Origin of the sequence: Serratia sp. BNK-17 (assembly GCF_048684935.1) — a bacterium.
GTDB classification, from domain to species: Bacteria; Pseudomonadota; Gammaproteobacteria; order Enterobacterales; family Enterobacteriaceae; genus Serratia; species Serratia nematodiphila.
In genome coordinates this window covers 4,526,041-4,539,401 of the sequence record NZ_JBLQTR010000001.1, presented here as the reverse complement: position 1 = coordinate 4,539,401, position 13,361 = coordinate 4,526,041, and the positions used below count along the sequence as shown (strand labels likewise).

General features: G+C 59.8%; 13 protein-coding genes. 7 read left to right on the top strand and 6 right to left on the bottom strand.

The annotated features are described in order from the left end of the window. Positions 1–58: 58 nt before the first annotated feature. A complete protein-coding gene (locus tag ACMGF7_RS21580; protein WP_004941330.1) occupies positions 59–970 on the top strand; it encodes a LysR family transcriptional regulator in 912 nt (303 codons plus the stop codon). A gap of 167 nt (positions 971–1,137) precedes the next feature. Next, positions 1,138–2,160 carry an alcohol dehydrogenase catalytic domain-containing protein gene (locus ACMGF7_RS21575; protein ID WP_152903389.1) on the top strand — a complete coding sequence of 341 codons (1,023 nt, stop codon included), beginning with the start codon at positions 1,138–1,140 and terminating at the stop codon, positions 2,158–2,160. A 55-nt stretch (positions 2,161–2,215) separates the two neighbouring features. Here the strand turns inward: ACMGF7_RS21575 and pckA are convergent, their stop codons facing one another. Beyond that, positions 2,216–3,835 (bottom strand): phosphoenolpyruvate carboxykinase (ATP), encoded by a 1,620-nt coding sequence (pckA, locus tag ACMGF7_RS21570; protein WP_082997701.1) that lies wholly within the window; start codon positions 3,833–3,835, stop codon positions 2,216–2,218. 432 nt (positions 3,836–4,267) lie between these two features. On the opposite strand from pckA, the gene ACMGF7_RS21565 reads away from it, so the two are divergent. Both ACMGF7_RS21565 and ACMGF7_RS21560 read left to right on the top strand, forming a co-directional pair. Further along, positions 4,268–5,611: a 2-hydroxycarboxylate transporter family protein gene (locus tag ACMGF7_RS21565; RefSeq protein ID WP_015377657.1), complete on the top strand. Its 1,344-nt coding sequence runs from the start codon at positions 4,268–4,270 to the stop codon at positions 5,609–5,611. A gap of 333 nt (positions 5,612–5,944) precedes the next feature. After that, positions 5,945–7,363: a serralysin family metalloprotease gene (locus ACMGF7_RS21560; RefSeq protein WP_197763776.1), complete on the top strand. Its 1,419-nt coding sequence runs from the start codon at positions 5,945–5,947 to the stop codon at positions 7,361–7,363. A 147-nt stretch (positions 7,364–7,510) separates the two neighbouring features. Here ACMGF7_RS21560 and ACMGF7_RS21555 read toward each other — a convergent pair whose 3' ends face one another. Next, positions 7,511–7,720: a hypothetical protein gene (locus ACMGF7_RS21555; RefSeq protein ID WP_004931526.1), complete on the bottom strand. Its 210-nt coding sequence runs from the start codon at positions 7,718–7,720 to the stop codon at positions 7,511–7,513. A 157-nt stretch (positions 7,721–7,877) separates the two neighbouring features. Here ACMGF7_RS21555 and ACMGF7_RS21550 point away from each other — a divergent pair, with 157 nt between their 5' ends. Next, positions 7,878–8,030, top strand: coding sequence for a hypothetical protein (locus ACMGF7_RS21550; RefSeq protein ID WP_004931524.1), 153 nt, complete (start codon positions 7,878–7,880; stop codon positions 8,028–8,030). A gap of 36 nt (positions 8,031–8,066) precedes the next feature. Here the strand turns inward: ACMGF7_RS21550 and yniD are convergent, their stop codons facing one another. Continuing rightward, on the bottom strand, positions 8,067–8,159 hold the full coding sequence (gene yniD / locus ACMGF7_RS21545; protein WP_021505513.1) for a small membrane protein YniD: 93 nt from the start codon (positions 8,157–8,159) through the stop codon (positions 8,067–8,069). 339 nt (positions 8,160–8,498) lie between these two features. Between yniD and ACMGF7_RS21540 the strand changes: the two genes are divergently transcribed. Next, positions 8,499–8,891, top strand: coding sequence for an ASCH domain-containing protein (locus ACMGF7_RS21540; RefSeq protein WP_044031382.1), 393 nt, complete (start codon positions 8,499–8,501; stop codon positions 8,889–8,891). Positions 8,892–8,895: 4 nt separating this feature from the next. Further along, positions 8,896–9,495, top strand: coding sequence for a C39 family peptidase (locus ACMGF7_RS21535; protein ID WP_164095066.1), 600 nt, complete (start codon positions 8,896–8,898; stop codon positions 9,493–9,495). 55 nt (positions 9,496–9,550) lie between these two features. On the opposite strand, the gene ACMGF7_RS21530 is transcribed toward ACMGF7_RS21535, so the two are convergent. The 3 genes from ACMGF7_RS21530 to ACMGF7_RS21520 all read right to left on the bottom strand — a co-directional run bounded on the left by ACMGF7_RS21530 (position 9,551) and on the right by ACMGF7_RS21520 (position 13,298). Further along, positions 9,551–9,790, bottom strand: coding sequence for a DUF1480 family protein (locus tag ACMGF7_RS21530; protein WP_004931517.1), 240 nt, complete (start codon positions 9,788–9,790; stop codon positions 9,551–9,553). A gap of 135 nt (positions 9,791–9,925) precedes the next feature. Continuing rightward, on the bottom strand, positions 9,926–10,858 hold the full coding sequence (locus ACMGF7_RS21525; protein ID WP_197799871.1) for a spore coat U domain-containing protein: 933 nt from the start codon (positions 10,856–10,858) through the stop codon (positions 9,926–9,928). A gap of 19 nt (positions 10,859–10,877) precedes the next feature. Further along, on the bottom strand, positions 10,878–13,298 hold the full coding sequence (locus tag ACMGF7_RS21520; RefSeq protein ID WP_420286774.1) for a fimbria/pilus outer membrane usher protein: 2,421 nt from the start codon (positions 13,296–13,298) through the stop codon (positions 10,878–10,880). Positions 13,299–13,361 lie beyond the last annotated feature (63 nt).

Sequence of the window (13,361 nt, the reverse complement as noted above, 5' to 3'; positions counted from 1 at the left end):
CGCATTCATCTGTGGCATGTTAATTGTTCAATTTATGTCACTATTTTGCGATGCCCCCATGAATGCTGCTTACCCGTTCAAACAGGGCGATCTGTTCGCCTTGACCGTTTTTCTGGCCGTCGCCACCCATCGCAGCTTTCACGCGGCGGCGGTGGAGCTGGAGGTGACGCCGTCGGCGGTCAGCCACTCGATAAAAAACCTGGAACAGCGGCTTGGGGTGAGGCTGTTCAACCGCACCACGCGCAGCGTGGCGCCGACCGAAGCGGGTGAGCGTTTGGCGGCGCAGCTGCGCCCGGCGCTGTCGTCTATTTCGCAGGCGCTGCACGAAGTGGATGAATGGCGCGCCACGCCGAGCGGCACCGTGCGCATCAACGCCAGCGAAGGGGCAGTCAGGCTGGTATTGCGTCCGTTGCTGGCTGATTTCCTGCGCGAGTACCCCCATATCCACCTGGATATCGTCTGCGACGGCAAGTTGAGCGATATCGTCGCCGAGGGGTTTGATGCCGGCATTCGGCTGGCGGAAGCCGTACCGCAGGACATGATCGCGATGCGCGTCAGCCCGCCCGTGCGTTTCGCCGCCATCGCCGCGCCCGGCTATTTCGCCGTCCATGGGCGCCCGGCGACGCCGCAGGATTTGCTGCGTCATAACTGCATCCGCTTTCGCTTCGACAGCGGCACGATTTACCGCTGGGAATTCGAACGTGATGGCGTGAGCGAGTCGATCGGCGTTACCGGCTCGCTGACGCTGACCGATCAGCCTCTGATGGTGGACGCCGCCATCGACGGTATCGGCATCGCTTTCGTTCCTGAACATTTGGCGCTGGAAGCGCTGCACGACGGGCGCCTTGAGCGCGCGCTGGACGCGTGGTGTCCGGCTTATCCGGGGCTGTGCCTCTATTACTCCGGCCATCGCCACGTGTCGGGCGCGCTGAAGGCGTTGATCGAGTATCTGCGCGCGGCGCAGTCCTGATGCGTTCGCGTTCTGCTTTTGGCTACGCCAATTAGTGAGCCGCCTTCATCTCCACAGTGAGGTTCGCCTGCATTGTTGCGGCGTGGAGCCTGCCTTACGCTCATGAGGAGACGCCGGGCAACCGCCGGGTGCCACCCTGCTGCGAGGAGTTGATGATGGATAAGAAGATGAAAGCGGTAGTTATGACCGGCGCCAACCGGCCCTGGGAAATCAGACAGGTGCCGATGCCCCGCACAGAGCCGGGCCAGGTTCTGGTCAAAGTGCACGCCTCGGGCATGTGTTATACCGACGTATGGGCGACGCAAGGATATGGCGGCGATATCTACCCGCAAACGCCCGGCCATGAAGTGGTGGGGGAAGTGGTTGAGGTAGGGGCCGGCGTGCATACGCGGCAGATTGGCGATCGCGTCGGCACCACCTGGGTGCAATCGGCCTGCGGCCGCTGCCCGTACTGCCGTGAGAATCGGCCGCTAACCGGGCAAACGGCGATGAACTGCCCGGCGCCGCGCACCACCGGTTTTGCCGCCCAGGGCGGCCACGCCGAGTATATCGCCATCGCCGCTGAAGGCACGGTGTTGCTGCCGGACGGGCTGTCTTACATCGACGCCGCGCCGATGATGTGTGCGGGGTATACCACCTGGAGCGGCCTGCGCGACGCGGCGCCGCTGCCGCATGAGACGGTGGCGGTGTTAGGCATTGGCGGGCTGGGGCACGTCGCGTTGCAACTGTCGAAAGCCTGCGGTTTCGATACCGTTGCCATCACCCACTCGCCGGACAAGCACGCGCTGGCGAAGCAACTGGGCGCCGATCGCATCGTCGCCTCCGGCCAGGCGCTGCGGGAGAACGGCGGCGCGGACATTCTGCTGGTGACCACCAATGACTTCGACTCCGCGCAGGAGGCGATGAGCGGCTTGCGGGTCGATGGCCGCGTGGTGCTGTGCGGGCTGGACTTCAGTAAACCGTTCGCGATCTCTTCCGAAGGTGTGCCGTTCCATATGATGCGTCAGCGGGTGATCGGATCGACCCACGGTGGGCAGCGCTACCTGAGTGAGGTGCTGAACCTGGCGGCGAAAGGCAAAGTGAAACCGATTGTCGAGACTTTCACGCTCGATCAAGCCAGGGAAGCTTATGAGCGGCTTGCCTCCGGCAACATGCGTTTTCGTGGGGTTTTCGTGCCGTCGGCGATGTGAGAAAGGGCCGACGGATCGGCCCTTGAGTGCAGGGGCGCTGCGGCGCCCCGACTTTTTACAGCTTCGGCCCGGCCTTCACCAACTTTTCGCCCGCCGGGGTGACGGTATATTTGGCGAAGTTGTCGATAAAGCGCTGCGCCAGATCCTGCGCCTTCTCCTGCCACAGCGATTCGTCGGCGTAGGTTTTGCGCGGATCGAGGATCGACGGATCGACGCCCGGCAGTGCGGTCGGCACGTTCAGCCCGAAGATCGGCAGCGTGAAGGTCTCGGCCTGCTCAATGTCGCCATTCAAGATGGCGTCGATGATGCCGCGCGTATCTTTGATCGAGATACGCTTGCCGCTGCCGTTCCAGCCGGTGTTCACCAGGTAAGCCTGGGCGCCGGCGGCCTCCATGCGTTTCACCAGCACTTCGGCGTACTGCGTCGGGTGCAGCGTCAGGAACGCGGCGCCGAAGCAGGCGGAGAAGGTCGGCGTCGGCGCGGTGATGCCGCGTTCGGTGCCGGCCAGCTTGGCGGTGAAGCCGGACAGGAAGTGGTATTGGGTCTGCTCCGGCGTCAGGCGCGATACCGGCGGCAGCACGCCGAAGGCGTCGGCGGTCAGGAAGATGATTTTGCGCGCGTGGCCGGCTTTGGACACCGGCTTGACGATGTTCTCGATGTGATAAATCGGGTAAGAGACGCGGGTGTTCTCGGTTTTGCTGGCGTCGTCGAAGTCGATGCTGCCGTCGGCCAGCACGGTGACGTTTTCGAGCAGCGCATCGCGGCGGATCGCCTGATAGATTTCCGGCTCCGCCTGCGGCGACAGCTTGATGGTTTTGGCGTAGCAGCCGCCTTCGAAGTTGAACACGCCGTCGTCATCCCAGCCGTGCTCGTCATCGCCGATCAGCTGACGCTTAGGATCGGTGGAGAGGGTGGTTTTGCCGGTGCCGGACAGGCCGAAGAATACCGCCACGTCACCTTGCTCGCCGACGTTGGCCGAGCAGTGCATCGACGCGATGCCCTGCAGCGGCAGCAGATAGTTCATGATCGAGAACAGGCCTTTCTTCATTTCGCCGCCATACCAGGTGCCGCCGATCAGCTGCATGCGCTCGGTCAGGTTGAAAGCGACGAAGTTTTCTGAGTGCAGCCCTTGCTGCTGCCAGTCCGGATTGGTGCATTTGGCGCCGTTCATCACCACGAAGTCCGGCTCGAAGTCAGCCAGCTCTTCGTCGCTCGGGCGGATAAACATGTTTTTCACGAAGTGCGCCTGCCAGGCCACCTCGGTGATGAAGCGCACTTTCAGACGCGTGTCGGCGTTGGCGCCGCAGAACGCGTCCACCACGAACAGACGCTTGCCGGAGAGCTGATTGCCCACCAGCGTCTTTAGATGCTGCCAGACTTCCGGCGAGAGCGGCTGGTTGTCGTTCTTGCCGGTGCCGTTGTCCGACCACCAGACGGTATCGCGCGTGGTGTCGTCGCGCACGATGTATTTGTCCTTCGGCGAACGGCCGGTAAATTCACCGGTCGCGACGTTGACCGCGCCCAGTTGGGTGAGGGTGCCGCGCTCCAGCGGCGGCAGGTCGGCGCGGGTCTCTTCGGCGAACAGCAATTCATAACTGGGGTTATAGACGATGTCGGCGGCCTGATGGATGCCGTAGCGAGCGAGGGTTTGTGGGGTAACAGCGCGTGAAGACATATTCTACTTCCTTATGAGTCATATTATGCCTCTTTCCCGTGCGGTGCCGCGCGCAGGATTGAGATTCGGATCAAGCTGACCGGATTCAGCTAATGCGTTTCCGGTTCTTTATTAATAAAACAGGGGGCTTTTTCGCCCTCCTATAGCATAGCAGCGAATTTAAGCCTGCTTACTTTAATTACAAAATGCTGACGATAATTAATTAAAACCAACCTTGGCGGAGGGTCACAATATTGAATTTCGCCGGCGTAATTTAGTTTTGCATTTTTATTTTTTATCATATTGTCAGGGCTGTCTACTGTTTTATTTCTTATTAGAAAAAGCGAAATCCACAATAGGATTTTTCGTAATCATTTGTTTTTGCTTGGCTATGGCAGAGTTTTTGCGCCAGGTGAATCTAACCGTACTGTACGCTTGTCAGCAGGGTGAATAATGAAACAGATAAATGCAGAACTGGCCTGTGATAAAAATACGGCATCGTCCGAATCCTCAGGGTTAATTAATCAACTTCGTCAAATGGATATCGGCGCGGTACCGATCGCCTTGTTTATCACGATTTGCGCGATCGTAGCGATTTCCGCCTACGCCAACTTCCTGCCGAAGAATATGATCGGCGGCCTGGCGGTGATAATGACGCTGGGCTTCGCGCTGGCGCAGTTGGGAAAAAGTATTCCCGTGCTGCGCGATATCGGCGGGCCGGCCATTCTGTGTTTGATGGTGCCGTCGGTGCTGGTCTATTTCAATGTCTTCCAGCCTAACGTCATGGGCACCGTCCATCTGCTGATGAAAGACGCCAACCTGCTCTATTTCGTCATCGCCAGTCTGGTGGTCGGCAGCATTCTCGGCATGAACCGGGTGATCCTGATCCAGGGGATGATTCGCATGTTCGTGCCGCTGGTGGTGGGCACGATCACGGCGGTGATCACTGGGCTGCTGGTGGGCAAGCTGTTCGGCTTTACCTTCTATCACACCTTCTTCTTTATCATCGTGCCGATCATCGGCGGCGGCATCGGCGAGGGGATTTTACCGCTGTCGCTGGCCTATTCGGCGATCCTGGGCTCGACGCCGGACGTCTATGTCGCGCAGCTGGCGCCGGCGGCGGTGCTGGGCAACATCTTCGCCATCGTGACCGCCGGGGTGCTGGCGCGCATCGGTATGCAGCGCAAGGCGCTGAGCGGCGACGGCATGCTGATCCGTTCGGCGCAGGAGAACGCGATGTTCGCCATCAAGGAGCAAGGCGGCAACGTCGATTTTCAACTGATGGGCGGCGGGCTGCTGGTGATCTGCGCCTTCTTTATCGTCGGCGGCCTGTTCGAACACATCGTGCATATTCCCGGCCCGGTGCTGATGATCCTGTTCGCGGTGCTGTGCAAGTACTGCCGGGTGATCCCGGCTTCGATGGAAACCGGCGCGCACAGTTTCTACAAGTTCGTCTCCACCGCGCTGGTGTGGCCGCTGATGATCGGTCTGGGCATGCTGTACGTGCCGCTGGAAAGCGTGGTGGCGGTGTTCTCGGTCGGTTATGTGGTGGTCTGCGGCTCGGTAGTGCTGTCGATGGGGCTGGTCAGTTTCCTGATTGCGCCTTACCTGAAGATGTTTCCGGTGGAAGCGGCGATTGTCACCTGTTGTCACAGTGGCCTGGGCGGCACCGGTGACGTGGCGATCCTGTCGGCGTCGAACCGCATGGGGCTGATGCCGTTCGCCCAAATCGCCACGCGCATCGGCGGCGCTTCCACGGTCATCGGCGCGACGCTGCTGCTTGGTTGGTTAGTCTGAGTCCAGAGTATCTTATGGATAACCGGGGTTGGATTGCCCCGGTTTTTTTATGCATTTTTTTTCGCTTATCGTGATAGTGCTGATTATTGCCTTGAAAATCATTCGTGTGGCGCAAATGCATAGCCGTACTTTATCTAAGAAAATTCTGTAATCGGTGAAAATGTGTCTATTCTTTTCTCTTAAGGGATTATCGTTCTCATTCAGAGTGCCGAGGGAAGGCGCCATCGCATTACCGATATCCCCGTATTGATTCAACACCGGGCCGCTGCCGTTCAGGCAATCCGCCAGTTGGGGCATCCCCCCGATTGAATTGACGAATATGGAGATAAGGTTATGTCATCAAGCAATGCTTCCGTTAAGGCCGAAGGCGTATTAGCCCTGCTGGGCGCTTATAAACCCGATGAAGACGACACCATTACCGTGCTTCATCCGTCGAAAACGTTCGAAAACGCCGGCCTGGAGCTGGTGCGCGGCGATCGCAGTTGGCACGACAAGGGCGTGACCGACACGCCGGTCTCTCTGACCTACAGCTTCTGGGAAAAGGCGCCGGGCAACATGTCGAGCATGGGCATCAGCGGCTTCAGCAGCTTTAACGCCGAACAGCGCGAGCAGGCTAAACTGTCGCTGCAGTCATGGTCAGACGTGGCTAACATCACCTTCACCGAAACCAGCAACTCCGCCGCCGCCAACATCAAATTCGGCCTGTTCGACTACAGCTCGCGCGGCTCCTATGCCTTCGCGTATAACCCGGACACCTCGCCTTCGGTCGCCGGGCAGACCTGGTATAACGCCAAGAACCACACCTTCGTCAACAACCAGATCCATGAGAACGAGTACGGTCGCCAGACCTTCACCCATGAAATCGGCCATGCGTTGGGGCTGCAGCACCCGGGCGACTATAACGCCGCACCGGGCGTCAGCATCACCTACGCTAAAGACGCGACCTACTTTGAGGACAGCCGCGCGCACAGCCTGATGAGCTATTTCAGCGAAAGCAACACCGGGCAGGACTTTAAAGGCGCGTACTCTTCCGGGCCGTTGCTCAATGACATCACGGCGATCCAGCATTTCTACGGCGCCAACATGACCACCCGCACCGGCGATACGGTTTACGGTTTCAATTCCAACACCGATCGCGACTTCCTCACCGCCACCGGCGCGCAGGACAAAATAATCTTCACCGCCTGGGACGCCGGCGGCAACGACACCTTCGATTTCTCCGGCTTTGGCCAGAATCAGCGCATCAACCTGAATGAAAAGGCGTTCTCGGACGTCGGCGGCCTGAAAGGCAACGTGTCTATCGCTGCAGGCGTAACGATTGAAAACGCCATCGGCGGGTCGGGTAACGATGTGCTGGTGGGCAACGCCGCCGATAACGTGCTCAAGGGCGGCGCGGGCGATGACGTGCTGTACGGCGGTAAGGGGGCGGATCAGCTGTGGGGAGGCGCCGGCAAGGACACCTTCGTCTATTTCGCGGCGGAAGAGTCAACGGCGGCGGCGCCGGATTGGATCCGCGACTTCGTGCGTGGCGAGGACAAGATCGATCTGACGCTGTTCAACACCGGCAGCGCCGACGGCATCCGCTTCGTCGATCAGTTCAGCGGCAAGGCGGGCGAGGTGACGCTGAGCTACGATGCGCAAAATCACGTCAGTGACGTGGCGATCAACCTGGGCGGCGCCTTTGACGGCAGCGATTTCCTGGTGAAAGTGGTGGGACAGCCGCTGGATGCGGGTGATTTCGTGCTGGCCTGATGCAGGCAACAAAAATAGGGCACTTTGGGCAAAAACCCGACAATTCCTATTAATTACGTCATATTAGCGTGACATAGTAGCGCGCAGAAGGCCGGGCTTGCATACCTCGGGCTTCTGTCGGATCGCCAACCTTCTTCGGTTGGCGATTCATTTTCCGCCTTTCAGCATGTTGATGGCGGCGCCGAGCAGGATGCGCCGTTCGATATCGTTGCTGTCCGCCAGCTGCCGCGCCAGATGTTTTTCCAGCGTTTCCACCGACAGCGCTTCGCCGCGATGACGCAGCTGCATCACGCCGTCGCCGATCAGGCGTGCGACCTCATCCCATACGGGTTTAATCTCCTGTTCCGAGAACGTCATGGCTTACCTCGGTTGGTTGATTTTTGCCCAATGTAGCAGCTGAGCTGCGGCTTCGCTAGCCGCCGCCTAAAACAGGAAGCATAAAAAACAAGCCATCAGTATTTCTTCTGGTTTTTACGCTCAATACTTGCGGTGTCGAAAAGCAGGAGAAAACATCATGAACTGGGTCGAAACCTTGGCGGAGTACTACCGCCTAAGCCGCACGGGTGAAACGCAGCATTGGCTGTGTCGCCGCTGGTTGCTTCAGGGGGAGGCGCGTTTGGCCTATTTGCGGGAGTTGCTGGAGCCGACCGCGCCACGGCGGCGGTGAACAGGGCGCCGGCGTTGCCGGCGTCATTTCGCGGGATCAACCGAAGGCGATCGCCGCCCAACGCAACAGCAGCAGCGCCAGGCAGATCAGCAGCAGCACCACCACCATTTTACCGAGCTTGTTGCCCATGCGTTTTGTTGCCACGCTGCCCTCCCTTTTAGCTGAAATACCACCCGCCGGCGAGGAGGATGAGGAAAAGCGTCACTAACGCGACGCCGTTGAGTAAGTCGCTGAACGTATCGTCAGCATCGATGTCATTTTGCCGCATGTTACCGCCTGGCGGACGCCATTGGGTGAATAATGTTCACAGTATGCGCCCCGCAGCGCGACAGGCACAGCGAAGAACGGTAAAAACGCGTAAAGGTGGCGGTGGCGGAACGCGCAGTCGCGCCTGCGACGGATGCAGACGGCCGGCAATACGTTGTACTATCCTGTCTGCATTGAGGCATTTTTCCAAAAGGTATAATCATGGCGACGGCAATTCCACAGAAATACGAACACCTTGAGCGTTGGGCATTCGGCGATACCGAGCAGCAGGCCGATGAAGTGGTGCAATTGATCCTCAATGGCACCAAAACGGCCACCTGTTCCAACCTGGACGGCGAGGGGATCCCGCAGGCCGGCGATCTGTTCCTGGTGGTGGACGGCAAGGGGGAGCCGGTCTGCGCGGTCGAGCTGACCGCGGTGGAAATGAAAACTTACGATCAGGTCGATGAAGCGCACGCCTTTGCCGAAGGCGAGGGCGATCGCTCGCTGGCGCATTGGCGCAAAGAGCTGCAGCGCTTCTTCGAAGCGTACGATCTGTTCTCGCCGGACATGACGCTGGTGCTGATGAATTTCAAAGTTGTCGACAAGTTCTAAACTGATGCGCGCCGTTCCCTACGAGTGCCAGTGGGCGAGCCCGGAGATGGCCGCCGATCTGATCGCCGGCCGCGCGACGCTGGCGCAAGACGAGAATTGGGCGCGCAGCGGCGCCCGCGATCGGGCAGAGTACATCGAGTGGGCCAACCACGTGTGCGGCATGGCCTGCCTGAAAATGGTGCTGGGCCATCGCGACGGCGAAACGCCGCCGCTGTTGGAACTGGCGCGCCGCAGCCTGCCCTACGGCACCTATGTGCGCGAGGGTGAACGGATAAAGGGCCTGATTTACGCGCCGTTCGTCGAGTATGTGCGCGAGCAGTTCGCACTGCAAGCGGAGGTGAAGGTGGGGCTGGAAGCTGCCGACGTACCGGCGCTGCTTAGCGAATGCCGCTACTTTATCGCTTCGGTGCATCCCGCCATTCGCCGGCCGGAGAGCACGCCGCCGCACAGGGGCGGGCATCTGGTGCTGATCACCGCCGCCGATGCGCAAAGCGTGACCTTCCACAACCCTTCGGGCGACAGCCCGGCGACGCGCGAGCGGGTATGCCTGCCGCTCAGCCGCTTCGCCCCTTTCTTTGCCGGCCGCGGCATCGCCATCGCATAAAAAAACGCGCTGTTTCCGATGAAAACAGCGCGTTGTCAGCCGTTTTGATGCACTATCATGCCAGCCGCATCACCCAGGCGTCCGCCTGCCGATCGTAGTGTTGCTTGTACAGCAGCGACTGTTTGCCGTCGAGGATCGCCGGGATGCTGGTGTGTTCATCCCAGCCGTCCAGCTGCATGCACAGATCCGGATCGGACTTGCAGGGAATGCTCAGGGTGCCGGCACGGTCGGCGCCGGCGTGAAGATGCGCGTCATCGACCTCGAAGCTGCCAATTTTTACGACGGTTTTGCTCATGGGAACTCCTTGCTCAATGGTGTGGTAGGAGGTTAGACCAGTTTGGTCATCGGTAAGAGCATAGCCAAATGAGCAAAAAATGCCACATAAAAATTACATTTTGGAAACAATTTCCACGCCGGCAAAACACAACGCCTAGTACTCCACCACAAAACTGAGCGTGTCTTGATAGCTGCCAACCGCCACTTCCGTCTGCGCCGCATTGACCGCCGCCTTATACGGGATGCTTTGCGCCAGCCCGGTGCCGGCGCCGCTCTGTTTGTTGGTGCTATCCCAAACGGTCGTCGTATTAGGCAAGTAAATCTGGTACTGCATGAAATTGCTGGTGCCGCTTTTCATGCGCCGCCAACCGGTGACCGGGTTATTGCCGTTGGTGAAATAGGTGTTGTATCCCTCGGTTTTGGTGCAGGTCAGGGTGATGCTCTGATTGACAGGATTGAACTGCCCGACCAACGCCATGCTGCCGAAATTGACGTTGGGCGCGGTGCCGATCAGGCAATCTTTGGTGATGGTGACGCTGACGTTGACCGTGCTGGGTTTATCGACGCCGTCCCACCAAACGCACAGGCCGAGCACGCCCAGACCGCAAATATGGTAATTCCAGATCAGGTTGATGCTGTCGGTATAGGTTCCTGCGCGCACGTTGGCGCCGGCGGTGGTTTTGATATACAGCGGAAAGTTGACGTTGGAGGAAATCAGGATCAGCGACAGCAGGTTGAGCGAGCTGTAGTCGATGGTTTGGCCGATGCTGTAAGGATATTGGTAGTTGGCGTCGGGGTAGATCAGGTAAGCGATTTTATCGCCTGAACCGTCGGTGTTGGCAACCGCCATATTGTTGGTGGTGGAGGCGATTTTGACCGTGACGGTGTTTTGCGACAGCAAACTGAGCCCGAGCCCGGTGCAGTTGAGGCCGGCAGTGCCCTGGGCGCTAATCTGCCCGTTGTAGACCACGAAAGAGCTGCTCCCCGGTAAGGTGACGGTGCCGTTGGTGGTGGCGCAGTCGGCGAATGCGCGCTGACAGAGCAGCAGCGAGAGGGTTAGCAATAAGGCTTTCAATCCCCGAAACATAGTGACTCTCCGTCGTTAATTAGCGGCAGACAACCGGGCCGACGCGCTGGATGCCCTGAGGCTTCGCCAGACTGAATTCCGCCTGACACGGCGGGCCGCCGTCGGCCGGGATCACGCTCAGGCGATTGTGTTGTTGCACCGGGTCGATATAGGTCATGCCATCCCAACCGACATAGCTTTGCTGATTGCCGCCAACCACCGCCACCTGGCTGCCGTTGGCCAGCGGTTTGCCTTGCTCGTCAACCAGTTCGACGTCGGCGGCGGAGATGGGTTGGATGGGGAACTCAACCAGAAAACCGCTGTGATCGCGAATGGCGACGGTTTTTTCCACCGTCGGCAGCGCGACGTCGGCGGGCAGGCTAAGCGGATCAATCTGGAATTTTGCATGGTAGTAAGAGGTGACGGTCGGCACCAGTAAATAGCCCTGGGCATCGGTCTTGCCGATCGGCTGGTTCTCATAGCTCACAGGAATGTCGGCGTATCCTTGCGTGGACACCAGCGCAAAGGCATCGTTGATGGTGTTGGTGGCGTATACGCCGCCGTTCATCGCCACCAGCGAACCGCTGATTTCGCCCCAGTGGTTGGTTTCATCGCGGGTGCCGTATACGCCCGCTCGGGCTTCGAGTCTGCGGGTTCGCCAGGTCAGATCCGCCTGGCGGTAATCGCCGCCGCTCGGGTTATTGGCGTAGGCCAGATTCCAGCCGAAACCGCCATCGGTCGGCGCGGCGCGGCTGTAGCTGACGCGTTCGCTCCAGCGGTTGTTGTTGTCGCGCGCGGCGCTGAGGCTGGCCGTGCCCCAGCTGTCAAACGGAATGGAGAGCTGCAGTTGGGCGCTGTAACCGCTGCTGCCGATTTCCCGGTTGAGGGAGGCGTACAGGCTGCTGTTGCGCCAAAGCGACACACTGTAGGACAGGTTCACCAGGCGGGTCCGTTGAGCGATGGCGTCGCGAACGTCAAAATAACCGGCGCCGAGGCTGCCTAGGCGGCCCAGGCTGACGCTGCCGGTCAACTGATCGGTGCGACGGCTCAGACGGTAGTCGCTTTTATACACGGAAATGTCGCCAAAATCGGCGCTGCGCAGGATGCGTTGCGCGTTGAGGCTGAAACGTGGGTTGCTGTAGGTGTAGCCAAAGCTGCTTTGATCGCCGTGGTTGCCGGTGTAGCGATAGACGGGCTGAGGATCTGGCTGCTGCAACGGCCTGCCGGTCAGCGGGTCATAATAGGCGGGGGATGGTATCGGCCGGCCGCCGTTAAACGCGTCGTCGCCGGCCTGGCTGACGCTGTAGGACGCGTTGAGAACCCCCCATTGTCCGACGCGAATGTCGGCGCCGCCGCCGCCGACCGCCAACTCGGCTGCGCCTTCGGCGCGCCCTTCCAGGGTTAACCAATCAGTGACGCCGTAACGTAAACTGGCGCTGCCTACCCATTGCCCGTAATCGGCAGAATTCAACCCGTAGTTGCGTCGCAGCAAGCCGGTGGAAATGCTGAAATCGCTCATGCCGGTCTGCAGCAGGTTGCTGGCCACGTAGAACGGTACCGTGGTGCTGACCTGGCGGCCGAGGGCGTCGGTGGTGACGACGGTGGCCTGACCCGCGCCGTTAATGTAGGGCACGCTGTTGAGGGTAAACGGGCCGGGATTAATGTTGGTGGTGCTGTTTTTATAGCTGTTGATGTATAAATCGACGCTGCTGGGCAATGCCGCCTGGCCGGAAAACTGCGGCAACGGGTAGGTGATAAGATCCGGGCGCACCGCGAAATTGCGCGCCAATTGCAAGCCGCCGATGCGCACGGCGCTGCTCCAGGGGAGCGAGCCGGTGGTAAGGTCACCGGCGATCACACTCAGCATCCGTTGATCATCGTTGAAACGCCAGTAGCTGTCGTACCGAATATAGCGGCCGCCATCGTCGTTTGGCCCGCCGTTAAACCCGCTGCGGTAGATGCCGGTGTTGGCGATGACGCCGAACCCGTCGAACAGGCGCTGTTCGCTCCACGCTGACAGGTAGCCTGGCCGGCCATTGCCGTTGCTTTGGCTGGCGTAGATGTCGTAGTTGAACAGCAAACCGAGGCTGCTTTGCGCCGGCAAGCGCTGCAACGGTGAACGGGCGCCGATGGTTTGCTGTGGCAACCAGTCGTTGGGCACGTTGATCAGCAACTGCTGGCTCTCGCCGCTGTAGCTGACATCCACCTTCTCCAGCCGATCGACGGCGATTTCTTTCGCCTGTTTATCCGCTACCGGCAGCCCGGCGTCGAGCAGTTGTTGGGGTGTCATGTAGTAATGGCCGCCGCGGTAGTTGACCGGCACGACGTTGCCGGTTTGGCGCCCGTTGACGACCGGCTCCAGATACAGCGTGGTGTCCGGCATGCTGACGGCGCTGGGCGGCGGTGGCAGATCGTCGCCGAGCGCAAACGGCAGCCAGCCGCCGGCCGCCATGCTCAGCATGGCAAACGCCAGCGGCTTAAGGCTGAAGCGCCGCGTCGATAGCCTCCCTGTCTGCTGCACCTG